Origin of the sequence: Ramlibacter tataouinensis TTB310, from assembly GCF_000215705.1 — a bacterium.
In the GTDB taxonomy this organism is placed as follows: Bacteria; Pseudomonadota; Gammaproteobacteria; order Burkholderiales; family Burkholderiaceae_C; genus Ramlibacter; species Ramlibacter tataouinensis.
On sequence record NC_015677.1, the window covers coordinates 2,345,354 to 2,368,844 of the forward strand.

The following is a 23,491-nucleotide window of genomic DNA, read 5'->3' on the forward strand; positions in this document are numbered from 1 at the left end:
ATGAGCGAGCCGATCACCGCATCCGAGCTGGCCGCGGCGCTGGAGGCGAGCCGCCGGGAGGCCCAGGCCCTGCGGGACGAACTCGAGGAAACCAACCGCGGCGTGCTGGCGCTTTACGCGGAACTGGACGCCCAGGCGGAGCAGCTGCGCCACGCCACCGAGCTCAAGAGCCGGTTCCTGGCCTACATGAGCCACGAGTTCCGCACCCCGATCAACGCCATCCGCAGCATCGCGCGCCTGCTGATCGACCGGGTCGACGGGCCGCTCACGCAGGAACAGGACAAGCAGGTCGGCTTCATCCAGCAGACGGCGGCCGAGTTCGCCGAGATGGTGGACGACCTGCTCGACCTGGCCAAGGTGGAAGCCGGGCGGGTGGAGATCTCGGCCGACTGGTTCGAGATGGTGGACCTGTTCTCCGCGCTGCGCGGCATGTTCAAGCCGGTGCTGACGAACCCGGAGCTGACCCTGGTCTTCGAGGAGCCGCAGGACATCCCCCGGCTGTACACCGACGACCGCAAGGTGTCGCAGATCCTGCGCAACTTCATCTCCAACGCGCTCAAGTTCACCCCGCACGGCGAGGTCCGCGTCGGCGCCAGCTGCCAGGCAGAGCGCGTCACGTTCTCGGTCGCCGACACCGGCATCGGCATCCCGCCCGAGTTCCACCAGACCATCTTCGAGGACTTCTCGCAGGTGGAGTCGCCGGTGCAGAAGCGGCTGCGCGGCACGGGCCTGGGCCTGGCGCTGTCGAAACGCCTGGCGGGACTGCTGCGGGGCGAGGTCGCGGTGCGCAGCGAGCCCGGCAAGGGCTCGGTGTTCTCGCTGACCATCCCCCTGCACCTCGACAGGGTTCCCGCCGCGGACGGGGAGGCCGCCCGTGGATAGAGCCGCCTCCATCCAGGCGACCATCGACCGCTCGCGCCACACGGTGCTGGTGGTGGACGACAACCCCGCGACCCGCTACTCCACCGGGCGCGTGGTCCGGGCCGCCGGCTTCCGGATGGCCGAGGCCGGCACCGGGGAAGAAGCGCTGGCCCTGTGCGCCCAGGGCACGGTTTCGGCGGTGGTGCTGGACGTGCACCTGCCCGACACCAACGGCTTCGAGGTCTGCCGCGTGCTGCGGTCGCAGCCGCCCACCCGCCTGCTTCCCGTCGTGCACCTGTCGGCGGCCTTCGTGCGCAACGAGCACCACGTGACCGGCCTGGACGCCGGGGCGGATGCCTACCTGGTGCACCCGGTCGAACCCGCCGTGCTGGTGGCCACGCTGCAGGCGCTGATACGGGCGCGGATGGCGGAAGACGACCTGCGCCGCAGCGAAGGCCGGCTTCGCGCCATCTACGACCAGGCGCAGAGCGGCATCGCCGTCATCGACGAGCAAGGGCGCTTCCTCGACGCCAATCCGGCGATGCTGGGCATGCTCGGCCGCCGGCAGGACGAGGTGCTGCATCGCGGCGTCCTGGACCTGGTGCCCCCCGGCCACCGTGATCGCGTGGGCCCGGTGCTGGCCGCGGGCGGCGCAGCCTGGCGCGGCGACTTCCCGCTGCTGCACGCCAGCGGCCGGCCGGTCCATCTGCAGTGGAGCCTCTCGCAGCCGGCGGGCGGCGGCGCGCGCATCGCCACCGCCATCGATGTGTCCGAGAAGCACGAGCTCGAGGAGCGCCGCCGCGACCTGCTGGAACGCGAGCAGGCGGCCCGTGCCGAGGCCGAGCGCCTCAGCCGGACCAAGGACGATTTCATCGCCGTGCTGTCGCACGAGCTGCGCACGCCGCTGAACGCCATCATCGGATGGGTGCACATCCTCAAGCGGCGCAACGCCACGCCCGAGACCGGCAAGGGCCTGGACGCGATCGAGCGCAACGTGAAGACCCAGGCGCGGATCATCAGCGACATCCTGGACGTGTCGCGGATCAATTCGGGCAAGCTGCAGCTGGAGGCCCAGTGGATCGACCCGGCGGATCTGGTCCGCAGCTCGCTGGCTTCGCTGGCCACGGTGCTGGAGGAGCGGCAGGTCAGGGTCGACACCGATTTCCAGCGGGCGGACGAGCCGGCGCTCCTGGACCCGGCCCGCTACCAGCAGATCTTCTGGAACCTGATGACCAATGCCATCAAGTTCTCGCCCGTCGGCGGCCGGGTGGAGGTGAGCCTTGCGCGCGAAGGGGACCGGCTGCGCCTGGACGTGCGTGATTTCGGCGTCGGCATCAAGCCCGAGTTCATCCCCCATCTGTTCGACCGTTTCACGCAGAGCGACTCGCCGGGCAATCGCCGCCATGGCGGGCTGGGACTGGGGCTGTCCATCGTCAAGCACCTGGTCGATCTGCACGGCGGCACGGTCGAAGCCGTGAGCGACGGGCCCGGCCTTGGCACGCTGATGCGCGTCGTGTTGCCCACCTCCCAGGCGGCGGCAGAGCTTGCCTTGCTGACGGCGCCGGAGCAGGACGAACAGGCGACGCAGGACGCGCTCTCGCTCAGGGGCGTGGACGTGCTGGTGGTGGAGGACGACCGCGAGGCTGGCGAGATGATGAGCATCGTGCTCGCCGACCGCGGTGCCGAGGTTCGGCTGGCCGCCGATTACAGCAGTGCCGTCGCCCAGTTGGACCGTCACCGCCCGGACATGCTGATCAGCGACATCGGCTTGCCGGGCCGCGACGGCTACGAGCTCGCGCGCCATGTGCGGCAGCAGGAGGCCCACTCGGCCGGCGACCCCTATCTTCCATTGATCGCCCTGACCGCCTTCGCGCGTCCGCAAGACCAGAGAAAGGCGCTGGAGGCAGGCTTCGATCTCCACCTGGCCAAGCCGCTGAAGCCGCTGGCGCTGCTGACGGCCATCCAGGAATTGCTGGCGCGCCGCCACCACGCTTGACGGTGCCCTCTAGGTTCTGCATGCGATCGCTCATATAGTTGAGCCACAGCAGTGCCGCATCCGCGTGGATCGCGGCTGTTCAGGGAGGAAACTTGATGAAGCACTTGCATACCCGCCTGCTCGGCGCGGCGGTCCTGTCCACCCTCGTGGGCGCGTTGGCGGCTTGTGGTGGGGGAGGCGACGATACGCCGCCGCCGGCCGCGAACGTGGCGGGTCTCTGGACCGGCATCACCAGCAACGGCCGGGCCGTGATAGCCCTGACCTTCCAGAGTGGCAGCACCTGGGCGTTGTATTCAGTGCTGGGCAACCCCGGCGTCATCGGCGGCGCCGTCCAGGCCAATGGCTCGGTCTCAGGCAGGACCATCAACGGCGGCCCCGACGCACGGGATTTCAGCCTCGAAGCCGGCGTCGTCTCCCCGGTGACGCTGACGGCAACGGTCAATCCCCGGCAGAGCATCTCCGGCTCCGTCTCGGGGAGCAGTACCGGGACCTTCTCCGGCTCCTACAACACCGCATTCGATCAAACCCCCAGCCTGGCCACCGTCACGGGGGTCTATGCAGGCTCAGGCACCGTCGGCGGCGGCTCCGAACCGGCTTCGGTGGCGCTGGCTGCCGATGGCACTCTAAGCGGCAGCTCCAGCTCCGGTTGTACCTATGCCGGCACGGTCACACCGCGCACGGACGGCAACGCATACAACGTGAGCGTCATCTTCGGCGGTGGTGTCTGCGCCCTCGGCTCCGCCACGGTGAACGGCGTGGCCATCTACGACAGCGGGGCCCGGCGCCTTTACGCCGCAGCCCTCAACGGCAACAGGACCGACGGATTCCTCTTCCTGGGCACGAAGCCCTGACAGTACCGCGCCCGCGCGGATCGCGGGCGCATCAAGGCCGCGCATGCACGGGCTCTGGAAGAGGCTGGCCTGCCCGGAGGGAATCGAACCCCCGACCCACAGCTTAGAAGGCTGTTGCTCTATCCAACTGAGCTACGGGCAGATGCGCGACCGGCGGCGCGGGGCGATTCTCGCATTTCACGCGGCCGCGGCACCGGGCGCGGTCCGCGGCACGGCGCGGCGGCGCTACACGGCCACGCTGCTTTGAGGCGCCCGCAGCGCGGGTCGCTGCTCCTGGGGTTCGGCGCTCTCGGCCATCAGGCACCAGTTGCACCGCTCGCCCTCGCCCACGCTGATCAGCACATGCTCGGCACGGCAGTAGTGCCGCCACATGCGATTGCGCTGCGCGTTGGACCGGCGCTCGTCCGGTAGGGCCTCGTTCACGTTTTCTCCCGATCGATGGTGTCGCTGGGGCGATTGTTCGGCAGGTCAGCAGCCTCAGCTGTAGGACGAGAACCATGGTCGGAGCGATAGGATCCCACCTACGATCTTCTAGTCCAATTTGCAGGGCAAACATTGCGGATCAAGGACTTAGGCAGGACTCTTCTTACGGCGCGCTGGTTTCGGAAGGGGACTTTTTCCCGAATATCCACGCCGCTGCACGAGCGAGGCACGCCCGAGTTGTGCACAGCGCCTGTGGGCAGCTCTGACGCGGCCGTGAGGCCCCCTCTTGTGAGGCGCCTCTTCTACCAAGCTCAGCTCACCGTGCAGCTTCGCATCGGGACGCAACGCACGCAACCTCCGGTGGTGATGGCTGACCTGCTGGGCACATAACGCCTTCTATCTGTCCCAGGCGCTCGCGTGCTGTATTCGCCAAGCTGCGCTGACCCCCTGCCGCAGCGCTGGCAGCGGCCGCGGCCGCTGCCGCTGATGGTGCAATCAGGGAGTAGGGCTGATAGAAAACTTCCAGGCAATAGCGCGTGCCGGAGAACACGAGCACGCCACACTGATCGCGCTCGCATGGTATGTCCACGCCTAAGCCGCGGGCTTCGGCCTCCTTGGCGTTTGCTTCCGCAACGGCATCCTCATAGCTGTCGGACGAGCTTCCGCAGGCGCACAGGATTGACAGTGCAAGCGGGGTCAGAACCTTCAACATGGACGACCTCCCAGGCACAGCGTACCTCAGCCTTCATGGCGGTGGCTACTAGTGAGGGCGCCTCAGATGCTCAGCGGATAGGCAACCGTACCGATCCGTGCCGCGAGCTAAGACGTTACCCTGACGGAGTCAACCTTGAGGCTGTGCGCCAGCTTGCGAACGTGTGCACGCCTGGGCTGGTGAAGAATTCGACCGGCTCATAGCCCGCATCAGAGGTGCACGGATATGTGGTGCACCAACACGCGCTTAATAGTGAACTGTTGGTTAGCTGGTTGGCGGCTACGTGAGACATCGAAAGGCGCAGACGACGGAGGCAACGCGATAGCGAGCCTAATCTGCGACTGCATCTACTGCGGTAGAACACCCTTGCGAATCTCATACCGCAAGCTAATGGTAGCTCCTGCGAATGTAACCCTCGCTTGCTTGACGCCAAACGACTTGATCAACAGTGGCTCAGCTGTCGAGATCAGATTGGCGGAGCCACCAGGTTGTATCGTCACCGTCAAGGTCTTTTCCGGACCGCCTTCAGCCAACTGTATGGTCACGGGGCCTGTCCCCTCAACCCCTCCAATCGTGATCATGAAAGCCAATCGACCGATGCCATACGGAACTTCGTCAGTTGGAGGCGGGGCATCAGCAGGGACCTGCAAAATTACAATAAGGTCTGGGTACAGACCGATTGCCATCACTTTGCCAGTGCTCTCAGTACGGATGTCGTCAGCAAGGTAGAGGCGGGCATGCGGCTCACTAACGACCTCGAACGCCGCCCCGGCTTCTCCCCCCCCCGGTTTCGAAGTATTTGACGACTTCTTCGGAGTGCTCTTTGAAGCTCGCGTCACCATTCAACAATCCCTCTCAGCGCACAAGCGTGCGCTCGCCGGCACGAACGTTTGTGTAATTCATAGCTTCAGCAGCACCAAGTGTCATCATCAGCGGCTTTGATCTCGCTGGAAGTGAATCAATGATTTCGGTCGACTCCACTCTTTGGGTTGACGGCGTCAGAGCAACGTACGTTCGGTTGTCGTTGTAGATGCTGAGTCGAGCGTCTGACAGTCTGCTCTCCAATGCACGGCGTATCTCATCCCGAGCATCTGCTGTAGAGAGATACCGCGCCAATGCTGTGGCGATCAACTGATTGAGACTTGTACCTTCCAAGTCGGCCCGTTCCGCAGCCTGCATGTGGAGGCGTCGTGAGATACGCAGGGCGATCTTCCCACTACATTCATCATAGTTTGCGGGGTCGGGCAGCTTTTGACCCGCGGCGAGGTGCGCCTGAATCCATGACGTGGCTGCGCCTTCTAAGCTGCTAAGCGCCTCATCACCAGTCTTTCCGGAACCGATACAGCCGGGCAACTCGTGCACCGTTGCCACGTACCCGCCGTCAGGATCCACAGTGAGTCTCCTGACATAAGTGCTTGGTAGCCCTCGCTGAGCACTTTTCGAACCAATGTTTCTCGTCATCTTCATTCCTGCTGCTGTAGATGCAAACGCCACTCATCAAGATCGTTGAGGAGCTGGTTCGCGACGCTGCGAACAACACCGATGGAAAGGTCGCCCGGATGCCCGGGAATCGTTAGCGGGGGCAGAGGTGGAGGATCGTGGCGCTCGAAGGTCGGCTCTTTGCCGCGATTGACCATCTTTCTCTCCACCTGCTTTGCAAGACTGCGCATGTAAGTGCTCGAACGACTACTCGGCGACTTCAGAACCGCTCGGAGCTCCGCCTCGAGCTTGTTGATCTTACGCAAATTCATGATATCGCGGGTGATATCACCATCTTACTTCAACGGTCAACCAACCCTGCGTCGGACCGGCGATCGTTAGAGTTAGAAACACTCAGCGCAGTTAGAGAAGTGCTCAACTCTTGAGCAGGCCCGAAAAGACAAACCCCTTGATGAATCAAGGGGTTAGCTGGTCGGAGCGATAGGATTCGAACCTACGACCCTCTGGTCCCAAACCAGATGCGCTACCAGACTGCGCTACGCTCCGACTGGCCGCCATTCTAGCGGCCGCCTTCGGCAGGAGGCCCCATGACCATCCGCATCGTCCGCCTGGGCAGCCCGCGCGCCGCGGGCGAAGGCCTGCGCATCGGCACCGTGCGCCGGCCGCCGCGCGGCGTGCCCAAAAGCGAGTTCGCCACAGGCGACTGGTACGACGTGTGGTACCCCAACCTCGCGCCCAGCCAGGAGACGGTGCACATGGCGCTGGCCGCCCAGACCGACAAGGAATGGGCGGCCTTCACCCGCAAGTACAAGGCCGAGATGGCGCGGCCGGAGCCCAGCCGCACGCTGGACCTGCTGGCGGCGCTGTCGCGCACCGCCGACTTCTCGGTGGGCTGCTACTGCGCGGACGAGGCGCGCTGCCACCGCTCGCTGCTGCGCGAACTGCTCGCGCAGCGCGGGGCGGACATCGCGCCCTGATCCCGCGCTGGTCAGCCTCAGTGCTTCTTGGCCTGTCCCGGCGGCATGCAGCCGTTGTCCTTCTTAGCCAGTCCCGGCGGGCAGTCGGCCCGGTTCTGCGTGGCGGACGAGGAGGAGGACGACGAACCGCTGGGCGAGGTCGCGGTGCTGCCGCTGCGGGTGCCGCTGCCGCCCAGCACGTTGACGTTGGTGGTCGTGCTGTTGGTCGCGTTCGCGCCCGCGCCCGAGGTCGAACCGCTGTCGGCGCCGGCGGCCGAGCGGGTGCCGGCGGTGCCGCTCACCGGCGCGCCCGTGCCGGCGGGACCGGACAAGGTGGTGCCGCTGCCCGTGGCCCCGCTGGTGGTGGCGCTGCCGGGGGTGGAACCGGCCGTCGCGCCGGGCTGCACGATGGCGCCGCCACTGGCGCCCAGGGTGCCGCCCGTGGTAGCGCCGCCCCCGGTCACCGGTTCCTGGACGGACACGCTGCCGCCCGCGCCAGCGTTGGCGCCCGCTCCGGTGCCCGTCGCCGAAGTGCCCGCCGCGGTCTGCGCCACGGCGCCGCCGGCCAGGGCGGAAGCCAGCATTAAGCCGAAGAGTTTGCTGTTCATCATCACGATCTCCTTGTCAGAACCCCGGCGCAAGGGCTGCGCCGGGTGTGGAGTCATCGTGAACCGTCCTGCAGGCGGCTGGCATCGGACATGGGAAACTTTCCCAGCAGGCCAATGCCGCGCAGGCCGTAGGACACGGCCGCTCTGCTTCAGAGCTTGACGTACTGGTACTCGACCGGCTGGGCGTTGATGCCGCGGTCCGGCGGCGCGATCCAGGCGGCCATCTTGCCCGGCTCGGTCACGCGCTGCATCAGGCTCTTGACGAAGGCCGTGTCGGCGTCCGTGGGCAGCCACTGGTCCTTCCTGGCGTCCCATTCCGCCTGGCTGATGGGCTGGCCTTCCGGGGTGGTGGCAATGCCGGCCCAGACGCCGACTTGGCGGCGGAAGCGCGTCGACGGCAGCTTGAGCTCGAAATTCACGCCGGCGCGCTTGAGGCCCATGTTCCAGCGGGTGATGCCCACGTTGCAGTCCTTCACGTACTCCAGCCGCGTCACCTCGTTCATGCCGTTGCGCACGCCGATGGTCTCGTTCTTCACCCCGCCCTTGCCGTCGGGCACCTGGATGCTCATCTCGGTGTCGGCTTCCACATGGTCGGCGAACTTGGCCTCGTCGGGCCGGCCCTTGATGCCGTTGCTGAAGTAGTTGGCGGCGTTGGAGGAGGACTCCGAGCCGAACAGGTCCAGCGAGCTGGAGAACCAGAAGTTCAGGAATCTCTGGATGGTGGGCAGGTCGATCACGCCGGCCTTGCGCAGGGTGGCCGCGTCGTCCGTGTCCAGCTCCTTCATCACCTCCAGCGTGCGCTTGATCACGCGGCCGACGCCGGTCTCGCCCACGAACATGTGGTGCGCCTCCTCCGTCAGCATGAAGCGCGTGGTGCGCGCCAGCGGGTCGAACGCGCTCTCGGCGAAGCTCTTGAGCTGGAACTTGCCGTCGCGGTCGGTGAAGTAGGTGAACATGAAGAAGGACAGCCAGTTGTCCATGGGCTCGTTGAAGGTGCCCAGGATGCGCGGCTTGTTGGGGTCGCCCGAGTGGCGCTCCAGCAGTTCCTCGGCCTCCTCGCGGCCGTCGCGGCCGAAGTGGGCGTGCAGCAGGTAGACCATGGCCCAGAGGTGGCGGCCCTCCTCCACGTTGACCTGGAACAGGTTGCGCAGGTCGTACAGCGACGGCGCAGTATGGCCCAGCAGGCGCTGCTGCTCCACCGACGCCGGCTCGGTGTCGCCCTGGGTCACGATCAGGCGGCGGAAGGTGGAGCGGAACTCGCCGGGCACGTCCTGCCAGACGTCCTGGCCCATGAAGTCGCCGAAGCCGATCTTGCGGCCCTCCTCCTTGTCGGCCAGGAAGATGCCCCAGCGGTAGTCGGGCATGGGCGTGTAGCCGTAGCTGGCCCAGCCGGACGCGTCCACGCCCACGGCGGTGCGCAGGTAGACCTCCTTGGCCTTGAAGTCGCTGGGACCCATCTCGTCCCACCAGTTCAGGAAGGCGGGCTGCCAGTGCTCCAGCGCGCGCTGCAGCTGGCGGTTCTCGGCCAGGTGCACGTTGTTGGGGATCAGGGCTTGCAGGTCGATGGTGCTCATGGTGTGTCCTTCAATCCAGTGTCTGTCTCAGATGCGCTTCCAGTCGAACCTGGCCTTCTTGCCGGTGCCGAACAGCTTCAGCGCGCCCTCCTCGCCCACCGCGTTCGGACGGATGAAGATCCAGTTCTGCCAGGCCGACAGGCGGCCGAAGATGCGCGTCTCCATGGTCTCCCTGCCGGGGAAGCGCAGCGAGGCCTCCAGGCCGGTCATGGCGTCGGGCGAGAGCGAGGCGCGCTCCTCCAGCATGATGCGGATCTCGTCGTCCCAGTCGATGTCGTCCGGCGTCAGCGTCACCAGGCCCAGGCCCAGCGCCTGGTCGGCGCGCAGCGGGCTGTCCTGCAGGCCTTGCAGCTGGGCGATGGTGCCGGCGTCCTCGTTGAAGCGCGTCTGCAGGCGCGTCAGGCCGTTGACCACCGGGTAGCGGCCGAAGTTGGCCGCCGACAGCTGCAGCGCCGGGGCGGCATCGGGAGAGTCCGGCAGGTCCAGCATGTAGATGCGGTCGCAGGCCAGCGCCAGCTCGTAGAAGGTGCCGGCGAAGCACGAGCCCTGGTCGGCCAGCGCGATCAGCGAGCGGCTGGTCACGTCCAGGCGGGCCAGCGTGCGGCGCAGCGCACCGATGGTCTCGCGCACCAGCCAGTGGTCCTGGTGCTGCTCCAGCACCGCGTCGGCCTGCAGCACCCGCTGCGCGTCGCCGCGGGTCTTGATCACCCAGGTGCCGACCTCCAGCTCGTTGGTGCGCAGGTTGAGGATCGCGTCGTCCAGCTCGCGCGCCAGCTTCAGCGGCCACCAGTCGGCACCGGCGGCCTCGATGGCCTGCGGGGTGGACTCGATAGGGGCGGCCGGCGCGTTGACGGTCAGCGTGGCGATGCGCGCGGCGCGGTCGACCTGGGCATCGACCACGCTGTAGTGGTAACCCTGCTCGTCGATCTTGCCACCCAGCGGCGTGAGCTCGATGCCTTTGTCGGCGCCGCCCCGCGTGGACTGCGCGCGCAGCGCCTCGACCTCGGCGGCCACCAGCGCGCCGAACTGCTGCGGCTTGGCATGCTGGTCGATCAGCTTCCAGTCCTTGGCGCGGTCGGCGCGCACGCCCTCGCTGGTGGTGCAGAAGATGTCGGCCAGGTCGCGGCGCACCTTGCGCTTGTCGGTCACGCGGGTCAGGCCGCCGGTGCCGGGCAGCACGCCCAGCAGCGGCACCTCCGGCAGGCTGACGGTGGAGGAGCGGTCGTCCACCATCACGATGCGGTCGCAGGCCAGGGCCAGCTCGTAGCCGCCGCCGGCGCAGGCGCCGGTCACGGCCGCCAGCGACTTCAGCCCGTCGTGGCGCGAGGAATCCTCCAGCCCGTTGCGCGTCTCGTTGGTGAACTTGCAGAAGTTCACCTTCCAGGCATGCGAGGACAGGCCCAGCATGTAGATGTTGGCGCCCGAGCACCAGATCTTCTCCCTGGCCGACTCGAACACCACCACCTTGACCCGCGGATGCTCGAAGCGGATGCGGTTGACGGCGTCGTGCAGCTCGATGTCCACGCCCAGGTCGTAGGAGTTGAGCTTGAGCTTGTAGCCGGGCTTGATGCCGCCGTCCTCGTTGATGTCCAGCTTCAGGCGCGCCACGTCGCCTTCCACCGCCAGCTGCCAGTGCTGGTACTTGGCCGGGTGCGTGGCGAAGCTGACCAGTTCGCGGTCGCCCTGCTTGAACAGCAGGGGTTCGGTCATGGCGTTCATGGCACTTGTCTCCTTGGGTCTCTAACGCGGGGCTGGAACGGCGCGCTCCAGGTCTTTGAAGGATTGCTTGACGCTGCGCGCGGCGGTGTCCACCACGGCGTCGGCGCGGGCATACAGGGGTTCGCGGCTGGCCAGGATGCGGCGCAGGTCGTCCAGGGCTTCGCTGGTCGCGCCCCGGGTCGAATCAAAGGGCCGCATGTCGCCCTGGGCGACCACGCGGCTCATGTGCTCCTCGGGGCTGGCCTTGAGCCAGACGCACCAGAAGCGGCTTTGCAGCAGGTCGAAGGTCTCGCGCTCGCTGACGATGCTGCCGCCGGTGGTCATGACCACGCCTTCGGCGTTGTCCTCGGCGATGCGCAGCAGCGCCCGGCGCTCCAGGCGCCGCAGGCCGGCCTGGCCATGCAGCAGCAGGATCTCGTTCATGCTGGTGCCGGCCTCGCGCTCGATCTCGCGGTCCAGTTCGACGAAGGGCACGCCCCGCCCGGCCGCCAGCTGCGCGCCCAGCGTGGACTTGCCGGCGCCGCGCAGGCCGATCAGCGCGACGCGCTTTTCCCGGCCCTGCTCGTCGGCCAGGCCGAAGCTGGCGGCCAGCAGCGCATAGGCCTGGTCCAGCTGGCCTTCGTCCAGCCGGCCCAGCAGCGACTGCACGCGGGCCAGCGCCGGCCGGGGCGCGTCCTGCAGCAGCTCGAGGATGGTGATGTTCAGCGCCCGGGCCGCCGCTTCCAGCGAGTTGATGGACACGTTGCCCTTGCCGCCTTCCACGTCGGCCAGGAAGCGCTCGGACAGGCCGGAATCAGCGGCCAGCTGCTTGCGCGTCATGCCGCGGCGTGCCCGCCAGGCCCGCACGCGCGTGCCCAGCTCGGCCAGCGTGGCCTTGGCTTCGGGGTCGGTCATGAGCTGCATGGGAAAGGATGAGGCGGGAGAAGGCTTGCACGGGCGTCGAATTGCAGTATACTTCCTCTCACTCTGATGTCAAGCAGTTTATTGCATCTTTCTTTCTGGAGACTTTGATGAAGCTCAAGATCCTCGTCGGCACCATGACCAGCACCGCCGACTACGTGGCGCAGGCGATCCAGATGGACTGCGCCGACCTGGTGGGCGACATCGAGGTGCAGCTGATGGACGGACTGGACATCAGTGTCTTCGACGAAGATGCACTTTATCTCATCTGCACCTCCACCTACGGCTCGGGCGACGTGCCGGACAACGCCCGCCAGCTGTACGAATCCATGGACGCGCAGCCCAAGTTCCTGGGCCATGTGCGCTACGGCGTGATCGCCCTGGGCGACCGCACCTACCTGCAGACCTTCTGCTTCGGCGGCAAGAAGTTCGACGAGCGGCTCACGAACCTGGGCGCCCAGCGCGTCGGCGAGGTCTGGTGCCATGACGCCAGCGCCGGCACCCTGCCCGAAGAGGAAGGCACGGCCTGGTGCCGCGAGTGGCTGGCGCAGGCGCTCAAGCCCGCCACCGCCGCCGCCGCTTAAGGCGCCATCGGCTGCAGCCCGCTCCGGTCGGGGGCCGGCTGCCACAAAAACCAAAGCATCCGGAGACAAGCCTTGAACCTGAGCCAGGCCGACCACAGCAGCAGCCCGCCGCGGGTGGAGATCCCGCGCGACTACAACGCCGCCCATGACCTGCTGGCGCGCAACGCCGGACGCGCCGGCAAGGCCGCCTTCATCGACGCCGCCAGCGGCGCCACGCTGACCTACGGCGAACTCACGGAACGCGCCCACCGTTTCGCCAACGGCCTGCGCAGCCGGGGCATCGTGCCCGAGACCCGCGTGCTGGTGGCGATGCTGGACACGCCAGAGTGGCCGGTCGTCTTCCTGGGCGCCATCCTGGCCGGCGTGGTGCCGGTGGCGGTGAACACGCTGCTGACCCCCAGGGACTTCGAGTTCATGCTGCGCGACTCGCGCTCGCAGGCGCTGTTCGTCTCCAAGCCGCTGCTGCCGGCGTTCGAGCCCCTGCTGGGCAAGCTGCCATCGCTGCGCCACGTGGTGGTGGCCGGCGCCGAGGGCGAGGACAGCGTGGCCGGCTGGGTCGCGGCCGGCGAGGCCACGCCGAGGGTGGCGGCCACCTGCGCCGACGAAGCCTGCTTCTGGCTGTACTCCAGCGGCTCCACCGGCGCGCCCAAGGGCACGGTGCACCTGCACTCGCACCTGATCCAGACCGCCGAGCTGTACGGCCGCGCCGTGCTGGGCATCCGCGAGGACGACGTGGTGTACTCCGCGGCCAAGCTGTTCTTCGCCTACGGCCTGGGCAACGCCCTCACCTTCCCCCTGAGCGTCGGCGCCACCACGGTGCTGCTGCCGGCCCGGCCCACGCCGGCCGACGTATTCGGCGTCCTCGGGAAATTCCGGCCCAGCATCTTCTACGGCGTGCCCACGCTCTATGCCGGGCTGCTGGCCGACGCACAGCGGCCCCGGCGGTCCGAGCTCAACCTGCGCATCTGCACCAGCGCCGGCGAGGCCCTGCCCGCCGACATCGGCAGGCGCTGGACCGAGGCCTACGGCTGCGAGATCCTGGACGGCATCGGCTCCACCGAGATGCTGCACATCTTCCTGTCCAACCGCCCCGGCGCGGTGCGCTACGGCACCACCGGCCAGGCGGTGCCAGGCTACGAGCTGCGCATCGTGGGCGACGACGGCCGCGAGTGCGGCGCGGGCGAGATCGGCGAGTTGCAGATCCGCGGCCCCAGCGCGGCGCTGATGTACTGGAACAACCGGGCCAAGACCAAGGCCACCTTCTGCGGCGACTGGACCAAGAGCGGCGACAAGTACACCCGCGACGCCGACGGCTACTACACCTACGGCGGCCGCAGCGACGACATGCTCAAGGTGGGCGGCATCTACGTCTCGCCCTTCGAGGTGGAAGCCTCGCTGATGACGCATGCGGCGGTGCTGGAGGCGGCGGTGATCGGCGTGGCCGACGAGGACGGACTGGTCAAGCCCAAGGCCTACGTGGTGCTCAAGCCCGGTGGGCAGGCCAGCGCGGCGGACCTGCAGGCGCACGTGAAAAACCAGCTGGCGCCCTACAAGTACCCGCGCTGGATCGAGTTCGTGCCCGAGCTGCCCAAGACCGCCACCGGCAAGATCCAGCGCTTCAAGCTGCGCGCCGCGGCGCGCCATTGAGGGTTATTCATGTGGCGAGACCTGCCGCCACGGGTTACAAACACGCAGGCTGAACCAACAGGAGACTTGCCCCCATGACCACCCGCCGCCTCGTCCTCACCCGCAGCGCCGCCATCGTCGGCGCCGCCTCCACCGGCCTGCTGCTGCCCGGGATCGTGCGTGCCCAGTCCAACCGGGTGCGCGTGGGCTTCATGCTGCCCTACACCGGCACCTTCGCCCAGCTGGGCCTGGCCATCGAGAACGGCGTGCGCATGGCCATCGACGAGAAGGGCGGCAAGCTGGGCGGCCGCGAGATCGAGTGGTTCAAGGTGGACGACGAGTCCGAGCCGTCCAAGGGCGTGGAGAACGCCACCCGCCTGGTCCAGCGCGACAAGGTCGACGTGCTGATCGGCACCGTGCACTCGGGCGTGCAGATGGGCATCCAGCGGGTGGCGCGCGAGTCCGGCGTGCTCAGCCTCATCCCCAACGCCGGCGTGCACGCCGCCACCCGTGCCCTGTGCGCGCCCAACGTGTTCCGCACCTCGTTCACCAACAGCCAGCCCACGCTGGCCCTGGGCAAGCCCATGATGGACGCGGGCCACAAGCGCGCGGTCTGGATCACCTGGAAGTACGCCGCGGGCGACGAGGCCTTCGAGGGCTTCAAGGACAGCTATACCAAGGCCGGCGGCACCATCGTCAAGGAACTGGGCCTGCCCTTCCCCAACGTGGAGTTCCAGGCGCTGCTGACCGAGATCGCCTCGCTCAAGCCCGATGCCGTGGCCTGCTTCTTCGCCGGCGGCGGCGCGGCCAAGTTCATCCGCGACTACGCCGCGGCCGGCCTGAAGGACAAGATCCCGCTGTGGGGCTCGGGCTTCCTGACCGAGGGCGTGCTGGACGCCGCCGGCCCGGCCGCCGACGGCATCATGACCACCATGCACTACGCCGACTCGCTGGACACGCCGCGCAACCGCCAGTTCCGCGCGGCCTACGCCAGCAGCTTCAAGATGCAGCCCGACGTGTACGCCGTGCAGGGCTACGACACGGGCCTGCTGCTGTCGCAGGGCGTGGCCGCGGTCAAGGGCGACATAGCCAACAAGCAGGCCTTCCACAAGGCGCTGGAGTCGCAGACCATCGACAGCCCGCGCGGCAAGTGGACCATGAGCAAGGCCCACAACCCGATCCAGGACATCTACCTGCGCCGGGTCGAGAACAAGGACAACAAGGTGATCGGCATCGCCGCCAAGGCGCTGGCCGATTCCGGCGCCGGCTGCCGCATGGGCTGAGCGCCCACACCCGCCGCGATGGGAGGTGCCCGCACCTCCCATTTTTTTGGCACATCCCGTGCTGACGCCTCCTCCACGATGGACCTCGCCAACTTCCTCATCCAGCTGCTCAACAGCGTGCAGTACGGCCTGCTGCTGTTCATGCTCGCGGCCGGCCTGACGCTGATCTTCGGCATCATGGGCGTGGTCAACCTCGCCCACGGCAGCTTCTACATGCTGGGCGCCTACCTCGCCTGGTTCCTCTCCAGCCGCTCCGGCAGCCTGACGCTGGCCATCGCCGGCGGCGCGGTGCTGGCGGTGCTGTTCGGCCTGCTGCTGGAGCGGCTGCTGTTCCGCCACTTCTACCAGCGCGACCACCTGGACCAGGTGCTGCTGACCTTCGGCCTGATCTACATCTTCGAGGAGATGCGCTCCATGCTGTGGGGCGACGACGTGCACGGCGTGAGCATCCCGGCGGCGCTGTCGGCGTCCATCCCGCTCACCGACAACCTGTCTTACCCGGTGTACCGGCTGTTCATGTCCGGCGTGTGCATCGCGCTCGCGATCGGCCTGTACCTGCTGATCTCCAGGACGCGCCTGGGCATGAAGATCCGCGCCGGCGCCTTCAACCGCGACATGACCGAGGCGCTGGGCGTCAACATCAAGCGCATCCACGCCATCGTCTTCGCCATCGGCGTGGCGCTGGCCACCGTGGCGGGCATGATCGCCTCGCCCATCTCCAGCGTGTACCCCAACATGGGCTCGCAGGTGCTGATCATGTGCTTCGTGGTGGTGGTGATCGGCGGCATCGGCTCGGTGCGCGGCGCGCTGATCGCGGCCCTGCTGGTGGGCGCGGTGGACACCTTCGGCAAGGTGCTGCTGCCCGCGGTCTCGGGCATGCTGGTCTACATGCTGATGGCGGCCGTGCTGCTGTGGAAGCCGGAAGGCCTGTTCAAACAATGAGCGCCGCGAAATCCCATCTCGAAATCCTGCCGCGCGGCCTGCAGGTCGCGCTGTTGCTGGGCCTGCTGGCCCTGGCGGCCTTCCCCTTCTTTGGCACGGACTTCTACGCGTCCATGGTGGCGCGCATGATGATCCTGGCCATCTTCGCCATGAGCCTGGACCTGCTGCAGGGCGTGACCGGCCTGGTGTCGCTGGGCCATGCCGCCTTCTTCGGGCTGGCCGGCTACGCGCTGGCCTTCCTCACGCCGGCCGGCGAGCCGGCCAGCCTGTGGTGGACGCTGCCGGCCGCCGTGGCGGCCGCGGGCCTGGCGGCGCTGGTGATCGGCTTCTTCGTGGTGCGCACCCACGGCATCTACTTCATCATGGTGACCATGGCCTTCGCCCAGATGGTCTTCTACCTGTTCTTCGACAACAAGGCGCTGGGCGGCTCGGACGGCATCTACATCAACTTCAAGCCTCATGCCGCGCTGTTCGACCTGGAGAACCGGCTGGTCTTCTACTACTTCACCCTGGCGGTGCTGGTGGCGGTGTACCTGTTCCTGCGCCGCCTGCTGTGGAGCCCGTTCGGCCGGGTGCTGGCCGGCATCCGCGTCAACGAGCACCGCATGCGTGCCATGGGCTACGGCACCTTCGGCTACAAGCTGGCCGCCTTCACCCTGGCGGGCGCGCTGGCCGGCCTGGCCGGCTACCTGTGGGGCGCGCAGACCGGCTTCATCAACCCCGAGCTGATGGGTTTCCACATGAGCGCGCACGCCATCATGATGGTGATCCTGGGGGGCATGGGCAATTTCGCCGGCGCCATCGTCGGTGCCTTCGCCTTCGAGTACCTGCTGCACCTGTTCAAGGACCTGCCCGACATCGGCGCGTTCCGCGCCGGCAAGCACTGGCAGCTGTGGATGGGCCTGTTCATCGTGGGCGTGGTGCTGTTCGCGCCGCGCGGCCTGCTGGGCCTGGCGGCGGGGCTGCTGCGGCGCAAGGAGGCGGACCATGAGTGAGGTGCTGCTGTCGGCCAGGAACCTCACCAAGCGCTTCGGCGGCCTGGCGGCCGTGAACGAGGTGTCGGTCGACCTCTGGCGCGGCCGCATCCACGCCGTGATCGGCCCCAACGGCGCCGGCAAGTCCACGCTGGCCAATTTGCTGTCCGGCGACCTGGCGCCCACCTCCGGCACCATCACGCTGGGCGAGGCCAACGTCACCGGCTGGAAGCCCGAGAGCGTGTCCAAGGCCGGCCTGGGACGCAGCTACCAGAAGACCAACATCTTCCTGCCCTTCACCGTCTGGGAGAACGTGCGCCTGGCCGCGCAGTCGCGGGCGCCGCATCCGGCGCGCTGGCTGCGCCGCGCCACCTCCTTCGCCGCCACCAACGAGCGGGCGCAGCGGGCGCTGGCGCTGGCCGGCCTGGAGCACCGCAAGGACGCGGTCGCCGGCACCGTCAGCCACGGCGAGCAGCGCCAGCTGGAGATCGCCATGACGCTGGCCACCGAGCCGCGCGTGCTGCTGCTGGACGAGCCGCTGGCCGGCATGGGCACGGTGGAAGCCGAGCGCATGGTCGAGCTGCTGCAGCGGCTGAAGGCCGAGCACGCCGTGATGCTGGTGGAGCACGACATGGACGCGGTGTTCGCCCTGGCCGACCGGCTCACCGTCATGGTCAACGGCCAGGTCATCGCCAGCGGCACGCCGGCGCAGATCCGCGCCGACGCCAACGTGCAGGCGGCGTACCTCGGGGAGGAACACTGACCGTGTCATCCGCCGAACTCCTCATCGACGCCCGCGGCCTGAACACCTACTACGGCCAGAGCCACATCCTGCGCGGCATCGACTTCCAGGTCGGCCGCGGCGAGACCATCGGCCTGATGGGCCGCAACGGCATGGGCAAGAGCACCCTGCTCAAGAGCCTGATGGGCCTGGTCAGGCCGCGCAGCGGCACGGTGCGCATCGCGGGCCGGGACATGGCCGGCTGCGCGCCCTACGAAGTCGCGCAGCGCGGCATCGCCTACGTGCCCGAGGGCCGCGGCATCTTCGGCAACCTCAGCGTGGTCGAGAACCTCAGGATGGCGGCGCGCCCCGGCACGCGCGGGCAACGGGACTGGACCTACGAGCGCGTGCTCGACACCTTCCCGCGGCTGAAGGAGCGCCTGGGCCACGGCGGCCAGCAGCTGTCGGGCGGCGAGCAGCAGATGCTGACCATCGGCCGCGCCCTCATGACCAACCCGGACGTGCTGATCCTGGACGAGGCCACCGAGGGCCTGGCGCCGCTGATCGCGCGCGAGATCTGGCGCATCTGCGGCCTCATCCGCGAGACCGGCATCTCCAGCGTGATCGTGGACAAGAACTGGAAGCAGGTGACCCAGGTGACCGATCGCAACCTCATCCTAGTCAAGGGCGAGGTCGTTTTCTCCGGCACCTCGGCGCAGCTGCGGGCCCAGCCCCAGCTGCTGGAGCAGCACCTGGGCGTGTAGCCGGGGTCAGGCGCGCCTGACAGCGATCGCCGGCGAGGGCCCACGCGCCTTGGCCGGCCCGCATGCGGCAATGCGGCCATGGCTGAAGGCTTCCCCTTTCCCGAACACGGCAGGCGCTACTACGCCCGGACCGAGGGCCTGTCCCAGGGCGTTCGCAGCCTGGCCTACGAACGCGACCGCCAAACCCTGGACATCGAGTTCGCCTCGCGCGAGTCCTACCGCTACCACGGGGTCGAGCCGGAGGAGTTCGTGGCGCTCATGACCTCCGGCTCGCTGGGCATCTACGTCAACCAGCACATCAAGCCGCGGCACCGCTGCGACAAGCTCGGGCGTGCGCCGCGCGCCGACGCCTGAGCGGCGCTAGACGCCTTCGTGCAGCCGCACGAAGGCGCAGAACTCGGCCATCCACCCCTGCAGGAACTGGCGCGTGTCATCCGGGCCGATGCCGCCGTCCGGCGCGAAGAAGCCGGGCTTGTGCTGCAGGTAGCCCTCGGGCTGGCCCAGCGTGGGCACGTCCAAATAGGCCAGGACGGTGCGCAGGTGCTGCTGGGCCACCGCCGTGCCGATGGCGCCCACGCTGATGCCGATGACGCCGCCCGGCTTGCCGGCCCACGCGCTCTGCCCGTAGGGCCGCGAGCCGTGGTCCAGCGCATTCTTGAGCACGCCGGGGATGGAGCGGTTGTACTCGGGCGTGACGAACAGCAGGCCCTGGGCGTGGGCGATCTCGTCCTTCAGCCGCCGGACCGGCTCGCTCGGGTGGGCATCGTCGTCCTGGTTGTACATCGGCAGGTCGTCGATGCGCGACGGCTCGAAGCTGAAACCCGGCGCGCCCATGCCTGCCAGCGCGAGCGCCAGCTGGTGGTTGTACGACTCACGGCGCAGGCTGCCGACGAAAACGGCGATGCGGAAGCTGTCCATGGAGACCCCCCTTGGTGGCCGCCCCATTATTCGCGCCGGCACCGCAGCCGTGCGCTCAGCAAGCAACTGAATTCGGTTGGGGCTGCGCTCAGAAGGCCCGCTCACCGCGGCACCAGGCGCCGCGCACCACCGGCATGCCGCCGACCTCGCGCACGCGGATGAAGTCGGCGCGGCGGCCGGGGGCGATCTCTCCACGGTCCGGCAGACCCAGTGCCTGGGCAGGGTTGAGGCTGACGGTGGCCACCGCGCGCGGCGGCGTCCAGCCCAGCTGGTCGCGCAGCAGGAAGGCCGACTGCAGCAGGCTGGACGGCACGTAGTCGGAGGACAGGATGTCCAGCAGGTCGCGCGCGGCCAGCTCGGCGGCCGCCACGTTGCCCGAGTGCGAACCCCCCTTGACCAGGTTAGGTCCGCCCATGACGATGGCCATGCCGGCCGCCCGTGCCGCCTCGGCCGCGCGCACCGTGGTCGGGAACTCCGACATCGCCACCTTCTCCTCGCGCGCCAGCGCCACGTGCTCGATCTCCGTGTCGTCGTGGCTGGCCAGCGGGATGCCGCGCGCGTGGCAGCCGGCCACCACCTGCGCCCGGTGCCGGGCGGCGAACCGCGCCTGCTGCTCGGTGCGCTCGCGCACCATCCGCTCGTACTCCTCGTCGCGCAGGCTGCCGTTGCGCTCGCTGTAGCGGCGGTACTTGGCCAGGTCGCGCCACTGGCGCTGGCCGGGCGTGTGGTCCATCACGCTGACCAGCTCGACCAGCGGGTCGTCGGCGTAACGCTCGAAGTTCTCCACGATGTCCGGCGCCGACACCTCGCAGCGCAGGTGCAGCAGGTGCTCCACCCGCATCAGGCCCGCCTCGCGGCAGGCATGCAGCGCATCGATCGAGGTCTGGTAGGTCTGGCTGCGCGTGCCGCCCTGGTCCATGTCGCCGATCACGATGGAGTCCAGCACCGTGGTGATGCCGGCGGCCGCGCACTGCGCATCGTGCGTCACCGTGGCCGAGGTCGCGTTCCAGATCACGCCGGGCCGCGGCACCAGGTGCTTCTCCAGGTTGTCGGTGTGCATCTCCACCAGGCCGGGCAGCAGCCAGTCGCCCTCCCAGTCCTCGGCGGCGGGCGACGAGCTTCCGCCCCAGTCGATGGCGCGGAAGCTGCCGCCCTCGACCACCGCGCAACCGAGGAAGGTGTCGCTGGCGGTGACGATGCGCGCGTTGCGGATGATGCGCTGGTTCATGAATGCTCCTGAAGTTGGGGGGCCATTACCTGAAGGCTTCGACGTCCAGGCAGCGCGTGGCCACCGCCTCGCGCACCTCCTCGTCGTGGAAGATGCCGACCACCGCCGCGCCACGCGCGCAGGCCTCGCGGATCAGCTGCACCACCACCCGGCGGTTGGCGGCGTCCAGCGAGGCCGTGGGCTCGTCCAACAGCAGGATGGGATGGCCGGCGATCAGGCCGTGGGCGATGTTGACGCGCTGCTGCTCGCCGCCCGAGAAGGTGGCCGGCGGCAGCTGCCACAGCCGTTCGCCCAGGTTCAGCCGGGCCAACCACTCGCCGGCGCGGGCGCGGGCCTCGCCGGGCCCCACGCCCCGCTGGCGCAGCGGCTGCGCCACCACGTCCAGCGCCGGCACGCGCGGGATGACGCGCAGGAACTGCGACACGTAGCCCAGCGTGTCGCGGCGCGCCTCGATCACTTCGCGCGGCGCGGCCTGCGTGAGCCGCAGCCGCCGGCCGCGGTGCAGCAGGTCGATCTCGCCCTGGGTCGCGCCGTAGTTGCCATACAGGCAGCGCAGCAGCGAACTCTTGCCGCTGCCGGAGCGCCCCGTGAGGGCCAGGCATTCGCCGGCGGCGACCTGCAGGCTCACGCCGGTGAATACCGGCAGCTGCACGCCGCCGCGGCCGTGCAGGGTGAAGGTCTTGGACAGGCCCTGGGCCTCGAGCAGTGCGTTCATCAGGTCAGGATGGAAGAGACCAACAGTTGGGTGTAGGGATGCTGGGGGTCGTCCAGCACGCGGTCGGTCAGTCCCTGCTCGACCACCTGGCCGTCCTTCATCACCAGCAGGCGGTGCGCCAGCAGCCGTGCCACGGCCAGGTCGTGCGTGACGATCACGGCGGCCAGCCGCAGTTCGTCGACCAACTCGCGCAGCAGGTCCAGCAGGCGCGCCTGCACCGAGACGTCCAGCCCGGTGGTGGGCTCGTCCATGAACACCAGCCGCGGCCGCGTGACCAGGTTGCGGGCGATCTGCAGCCGCTGCTGCATGCCGCCCGAGTAGGTGCCCGGCAGGTCGTCGATGCGGCCGGCGTCCAGCTCCACGCGCTCCATCCAGTGCAGCGCCTCGCCGCGCAGCCGGCCATAGTGGCGCGCGCCCAGCGCCATCAGCCGCTCGCCGATGTTGGCGCCGCCGGAGACGTTCATGCGCAGGCCCTCGCGCGCCTGCTGCTCCACGAAGCCCCAGTCGGTGCGCGCCAGCCAGCGCAGGCGCGCCTCGGAAAGCCGCGCCAGGTCCACCAGGCCGCCGCCCCCGCCCGCTTCCCCGGTGCGCACGTCATAGGACACCGCGCCCTCGTCGCAGGCCAGCCGGGCAGCCAGCAGCTTGAGCAGCGTGCTCTTGCCCGAACCCGATTCGCCCACCACCGCCAGCACCTCGCCGCCGTGCAGGTCGAACGAGACGCCGCGGCAGGCCCAGCGGGGCCGCCCGGCCTGGACGAACTGCTTGCCGGCGCCGTCGGCGCGCAGAAGCACCTGGTCGCTCATGGCTGCTCCTGGCGGTCTTCCCGCCTCTCCCGCGGGAGGACGGCTTCCTGCGCGCCTGCATGCCCGGCCGCCCGGCGCCCGCCGCAGAAGTCGCTGTCGGAGCAGACGAACAGGCGGCGCCCGGCGTCGTCCACGATCATCTCGTCCAGGAAGCTCTCGCGCGAGCCGCACAGCGCGCAGGCATGCTCCCAGCGCTGCACCTCGAAGGGATGGTCCTCGAAGTCCAGGCTGCGCACCTCGGTGTAGGGCGGGATGGCGTAGATCCGCTTCTCGCGGCCAGCGCCGAACAGCTGCAGCGCCGGGCTCATGTGCATCTTGGGGTTGTCGAACTTGGGGATGGGCGACGGCGAGGCGAGATAGCGGCCGCCCACCACCACCGGGTAGTCGTAGGTGCGCGAGATGGCGCCGAGCTGGGCGATGTCCTCGTACAGCTTGACGTTCATCAGCCCGTACTCGGCCAGCGCGTGCATCCTGACCGCCTCGGTGCGGCGCGGCTCCAGGCGGAACAGCGGCTCGGGCATGGGCACCTGGTAGACCAGCACCTGCCGCTCGGTCAGCGGCGCCTCGGGGATGCGGTGCCGCGTCTGGATCACCGTGGCCTGCATCGTGCGCTCCGTCGTGGCCACGCCGGTGGTGCGCTCGAAGAAGCGGCGGATGTTCACCGCGTTGGTGGTGTCGTCGGCCCCCTGGTCGATCACCTTGAGCACGTCCTGCCGCCCGATCAGGCTGGCCGTGACCTGGATGCCGCCGGTGCCCCAGCCGTAGGCGAAGGGCATCTCGCGCGAGCCGAAGGGCACCTGGCAGCCCGGCACCGCCACCGCCTTGAGCATGGCCCGGCGGATCATCTTCTTGGTGCGCTCGTCCAGGAAGGCGAAGTTGTAGTGCGAGTCCAT

At 68.5% G+C, this 23,491-nt stretch carries 24 protein-coding genes and 2 tRNA genes; 12 read left to right on the forward strand and 14 right to left on the reverse strand.

The genetic code is table 11. The features are described from left to right. From RTA_RS11385 to RTA_RS19795, 3 genes are all read left to right on the forward strand, one after another. Positions 1–882: a sensor histidine kinase gene (locus RTA_RS11385; protein WP_013901552.1), complete on the forward strand. Its 882-nt coding sequence runs from the start codon at positions 1–3 to the stop codon at positions 880–882. Next, positions 875–2,857: a hybrid sensor histidine kinase/response regulator gene (locus RTA_RS11390; protein ID WP_013901553.1), complete on the forward strand. Its 1,983-nt coding sequence runs from the start codon at positions 875–877 to the stop codon at positions 2,855–2,857. Before RTA_RS11385 ends, RTA_RS11390 begins: the two co-directional genes overlap by 8 nt. A 95-nt stretch (positions 2,858–2,952) precedes the next feature. Next, positions 2,953–3,708, forward strand: coding sequence for a hypothetical protein (locus tag RTA_RS19795; RefSeq protein ID WP_013901554.1), 756 nt, complete (start codon positions 2,953–2,955; stop codon positions 3,706–3,708). 65 nt (positions 3,709–3,773) lie between these two features. Here RTA_RS19795 and RTA_RS11400 read toward each other — a convergent pair. The 5 genes from RTA_RS11400 to RTA_RS11410 form a co-directional block, all read right to left on the reverse strand. Next, positions 3,774–3,850: transfer RNA gene (locus tag RTA_RS11400), tRNA-Arg, on the reverse strand. 83 nt (positions 3,851–3,933) lie between these two features. Continuing rightward, positions 3,934–4,131, reverse strand: coding sequence for a hypothetical protein (locus RTA_RS11405; protein WP_013901555.1), 198 nt, complete (start codon positions 4,129–4,131; stop codon positions 3,934–3,936). A 1,567-nt stretch (positions 4,132–5,698) separates the two neighbouring features. Then, entirely contained in the window at positions 5,699–6,310 is a 612-nt protein-coding gene (locus RTA_RS20235) for a toxin-antitoxin system HicB family antitoxin (protein ID WP_013901556.1), read from the reverse strand. Continuing rightward, positions 6,307–6,594: a hypothetical protein gene (locus RTA_RS20725; protein WP_143762962.1), complete on the reverse strand. Its 288-nt coding sequence runs from the start codon at positions 6,592–6,594 to the stop codon at positions 6,307–6,309. Before RTA_RS20725 ends, RTA_RS20235 begins: the two co-directional genes overlap by 4 nt. A gap of 158 nt (positions 6,595–6,752) precedes the next feature. Beyond that, a tRNA-Pro gene (locus RTA_RS11410) sits at positions 6,753–6,829 on the reverse strand. A gap of 41 nt (positions 6,830–6,870) precedes the next feature. On the opposite strand from RTA_RS11410, the gene RTA_RS11415 reads away from it, so the two are divergent. Continuing rightward, positions 6,871–7,260 (forward strand): DUF488 domain-containing protein, encoded by a 390-nt coding sequence (locus tag RTA_RS11415; RefSeq protein WP_013901557.1) that lies wholly within the window; start codon positions 6,871–6,873, stop codon positions 7,258–7,260. A 17-nt stretch (positions 7,261–7,277) separates the two neighbouring features. On the opposite strand, the gene RTA_RS20990 is transcribed toward RTA_RS11415, so the two are convergent. From RTA_RS20990 to RTA_RS11435, 4 genes are all read right to left on the reverse strand, one after another. Then, positions 7,278–7,823 (reverse strand): hypothetical protein, encoded by a 546-nt coding sequence (locus RTA_RS20990; protein ID WP_041675401.1) that lies wholly within the window; start codon positions 7,821–7,823, stop codon positions 7,278–7,280. A 173-nt stretch (positions 7,824–7,996) separates the two neighbouring features. Beyond that, positions 7,997–9,421 (reverse strand): benzoyl-CoA 2,3-epoxidase subunit BoxB, encoded by a 1,425-nt coding sequence (boxB, locus tag RTA_RS11425; protein WP_013901559.1) that lies wholly within the window; start codon positions 9,419–9,421, stop codon positions 7,997–7,999. A gap of 27 nt (positions 9,422–9,448) precedes the next feature. Further along, positions 9,449–11,140 carry a 2,3-epoxybenzoyl-CoA dihydrolase gene (boxC, locus tag RTA_RS11430; protein ID WP_013901560.1) on the reverse strand — a complete coding sequence of 564 codons (1,692 nt, stop codon included), beginning with the start codon at positions 11,138–11,140 and terminating at the stop codon, positions 9,449–9,451. A gap of 21 nt (positions 11,141–11,161) precedes the next feature. Next, positions 11,162–12,034, reverse strand: a complete 873-nt coding sequence (locus RTA_RS11435) for a helix-turn-helix transcriptional regulator (RefSeq protein ID WP_041676356.1) — start codon at positions 12,032–12,034, stop codon at positions 11,162–11,164. A gap of 116 nt (positions 12,035–12,150) precedes the next feature. On the opposite strand from RTA_RS11435, the gene RTA_RS11440 reads away from it, so the two are divergent. From RTA_RS11440 to RTA_RS11475, 8 genes are all read left to right on the forward strand, one after another. Then, entirely contained in the window at positions 12,151–12,624 is a 474-nt protein-coding gene (locus tag RTA_RS11440) for a flavodoxin domain-containing protein (protein ID WP_013901562.1), read from the forward strand. Between the two features lie 72 nt (positions 12,625–12,696). Next, positions 12,697–14,271 (forward strand): benzoate-CoA ligase family protein, encoded by a 1,575-nt coding sequence (locus RTA_RS11445; RefSeq protein ID WP_013901563.1) that lies wholly within the window; start codon positions 12,697–12,699, stop codon positions 14,269–14,271. A gap of 74 nt (positions 14,272–14,345) precedes the next feature. Beyond that, positions 14,346–15,533: an ABC transporter substrate-binding protein gene (locus tag RTA_RS11450; protein WP_013901564.1), complete on the forward strand. Its 1,188-nt coding sequence runs from the start codon at positions 14,346–14,348 to the stop codon at positions 15,531–15,533. Between the two features lie 78 nt (positions 15,534–15,611). Further along, complete coding sequence (locus RTA_RS11455; RefSeq protein WP_013901565.1) at positions 15,612–16,475, forward strand: branched-chain amino acid ABC transporter permease; 864 nt, start codon at positions 15,612–15,614, stop codon at positions 16,473–16,475. Next, positions 16,472–17,470 (forward strand): branched-chain amino acid ABC transporter permease, encoded by a 999-nt coding sequence (locus RTA_RS11460; protein ID WP_013901566.1) that lies wholly within the window; start codon positions 16,472–16,474, stop codon positions 17,468–17,470. The genes RTA_RS11455 and RTA_RS11460 overlap by 4 nt, the downstream gene beginning before the upstream one ends. After that, complete coding sequence (locus RTA_RS11465; RefSeq protein ID WP_013901567.1) at positions 17,463–18,212, forward strand: ABC transporter ATP-binding protein; 750 nt, start codon at positions 17,463–17,465, stop codon at positions 18,210–18,212. Before RTA_RS11460 ends, RTA_RS11465 begins: the two co-directional genes overlap by 8 nt. Before the next feature lie 2 nt (positions 18,213–18,214). Continuing rightward, the gene (locus tag RTA_RS11470; protein WP_013901568.1) at positions 18,215–18,934 is read left to right on the forward strand and encodes an ABC transporter ATP-binding protein; all 720 of its coding nucleotides are present in this window, start codon (positions 18,215–18,217) and stop codon (positions 18,932–18,934) included. Between the two features lie 78 nt (positions 18,935–19,012). Further along, positions 19,013–19,288: a KTSC domain-containing protein gene (locus tag RTA_RS11475; protein ID WP_013901569.1), complete on the forward strand. Its 276-nt coding sequence runs from the start codon at positions 19,013–19,015 to the stop codon at positions 19,286–19,288. Positions 19,289–19,294: 6 nt separating this feature from the next. Here the strand turns inward: RTA_RS11475 and RTA_RS11480 are convergent, their stop codons facing one another. The 5 genes from RTA_RS11480 to RTA_RS11500 all read right to left on the reverse strand — a co-directional run bounded on the left by RTA_RS11480 (position 19,295) and on the right by RTA_RS11500 (position 23,491). After that, positions 19,295–19,852: an NADPH-dependent FMN reductase gene (locus RTA_RS11480; RefSeq protein WP_013901570.1), complete on the reverse strand. Its 558-nt coding sequence runs from the start codon at positions 19,850–19,852 to the stop codon at positions 19,295–19,297. An 88-nt stretch (positions 19,853–19,940) separates the two neighbouring features. Beyond that, the gene (locus RTA_RS11485) at positions 19,941–21,080 is read right to left on the reverse strand and encodes an alpha-D-ribose 1-methylphosphonate 5-triphosphate diphosphatase (RefSeq protein ID WP_013901571.1); all 1,140 of its coding nucleotides are present in this window, start codon (positions 21,078–21,080) and stop codon (positions 19,941–19,943) included. A gap of 25 nt (positions 21,081–21,105) precedes the next feature. Next, complete coding sequence (gene phnL / locus RTA_RS11490) at positions 21,106–21,795, reverse strand: phosphonate C-P lyase system protein PhnL (protein ID WP_013901572.1); 690 nt, start codon at positions 21,793–21,795, stop codon at positions 21,106–21,108. Then, a complete protein-coding gene (gene phnK, locus RTA_RS11495) occupies positions 21,795–22,598 on the reverse strand; it encodes a phosphonate C-P lyase system protein PhnK (protein WP_013901573.1) in 804 nt (267 codons plus the stop codon). The genes phnL and phnK overlap by 1 nt, the downstream gene beginning before the upstream one ends. Next, on the reverse strand, positions 22,595–23,491 hold the full coding sequence (locus RTA_RS11500) for an alpha-D-ribose 1-methylphosphonate 5-phosphate C-P-lyase PhnJ (RefSeq protein WP_013901574.1): 897 nt from the start codon (positions 23,489–23,491) through the stop codon (positions 22,595–22,597). Before RTA_RS11500 ends, phnK begins: the two co-directional genes overlap by 4 nt.

Excerpts from the sequence above, each read along its gene's own strand:
- RTA_RS11480 (WP_013901570.1), bottom strand. The coding sequence starts at position 19,852 with ATGGACAGCTTCCGCATCGCCGTTTTCGTCGGCAGCCTGCGCCGTGAG.
- RTA_RS11475 (WP_013901569.1), top strand. The coding sequence starts at position 19,013 with ATGGCTGAAGGCTTCCCCTTTCCCGAACACGGCAGGCGCTACTACGCC.
- RTA_RS11455 (WP_013901565.1), top strand. The coding sequence starts at position 15,612 with ATGGACCTCGCCAACTTCCTCATCCAGCTGCTCAACAGCGTGCAGTAC.
- boxC (WP_013901560.1), bottom strand. The coding sequence starts at position 11,140 with ATGAACGCCATGACCGAACCCCTGCTGTTCAAGCAGGGCGACCGCGAA.
- phnL (WP_013901572.1), bottom strand. The coding sequence starts at position 21,795 with ATGAACGCACTGCTCGAGGCCCAGGGCCTGTCCAAGACCTTCACCCTG.
- boxB (WP_013901559.1), bottom strand. The coding sequence starts at position 9,421 with ATGAGCACCATCGACCTGCAAGCCCTGATCCCCAACAACGTGCACCTG.
- RTA_RS11435 (WP_041676356.1), bottom strand. The coding sequence starts at position 12,034 with ATGACCGACCCCGAAGCCAAGGCCACGCTGGCCGAGCTGGGCACGCGC.
- RTA_RS20725 (WP_143762962.1), bottom strand. The coding sequence starts at position 6,594 with ATGAATTTGCGTAAGATCAACAAGCTCGAGGCGGAGCTCCGAGCGGTT.
- RTA_RS11450 (WP_013901564.1), top strand. The coding sequence starts at position 14,346 with ATGACCACCCGCCGCCTCGTCCTCACCCGCAGCGCCGCCATCGTCGGC.
- RTA_RS19795 (WP_013901554.1), top strand. The coding sequence starts at position 2,953 with ATGAAGCACTTGCATACCCGCCTGCTCGGCGCGGCGGTCCTGTCCACC.
- RTA_RS20990 (WP_041675401.1), bottom strand. The coding sequence starts at position 7,823 with ATGCTGGCTTCCGCCCTGGCCGGCGGCGCCGTGGCGCAGACCGCGGCG.
- RTA_RS11500 (WP_013901574.1), bottom strand. The coding sequence starts at position 23,491 with ATGGACTCGCACTACAACTTCGCCTTCCTGGACGAGCGCACCAAGAAG.
- phnK (WP_013901573.1), bottom strand. The coding sequence starts at position 22,598 with ATGAGCGACCAGGTGCTTCTGCGCGCCGACGGCGCCGGCAAGCAGTTC.
- RTA_RS11385 (WP_013901552.1), top strand. The coding sequence starts at position 1 with ATGAGCGAGCCGATCACCGCATCCGAGCTGGCCGCGGCGCTGGAGGCG.
- RTA_RS20235 (WP_013901556.1), bottom strand. The coding sequence starts at position 6,310 with ATGAAGATGACGAGAAACATTGGTTCGAAAAGTGCTCAGCGAGGGCTA.
- RTA_RS11415 (WP_013901557.1), top strand. The coding sequence starts at position 6,871 with ATGACCATCCGCATCGTCCGCCTGGGCAGCCCGCGCGCCGCGGGCGAA.
- RTA_RS11465 (WP_013901567.1), top strand. The coding sequence starts at position 17,463 with ATGAGTGAGGTGCTGCTGTCGGCCAGGAACCTCACCAAGCGCTTCGGC.
- RTA_RS11485 (WP_013901571.1), bottom strand. The coding sequence starts at position 21,080 with ATGAACCAGCGCATCATCCGCAACGCGCGCATCGTCACCGCCAGCGAC.
- RTA_RS11440 (WP_013901562.1), top strand. The coding sequence starts at position 12,151 with ATGAAGCTCAAGATCCTCGTCGGCACCATGACCAGCACCGCCGACTAC.
- RTA_RS11460 (WP_013901566.1), top strand. The coding sequence starts at position 16,472 with ATGAGCGCCGCGAAATCCCATCTCGAAATCCTGCCGCGCGGCCTGCAG.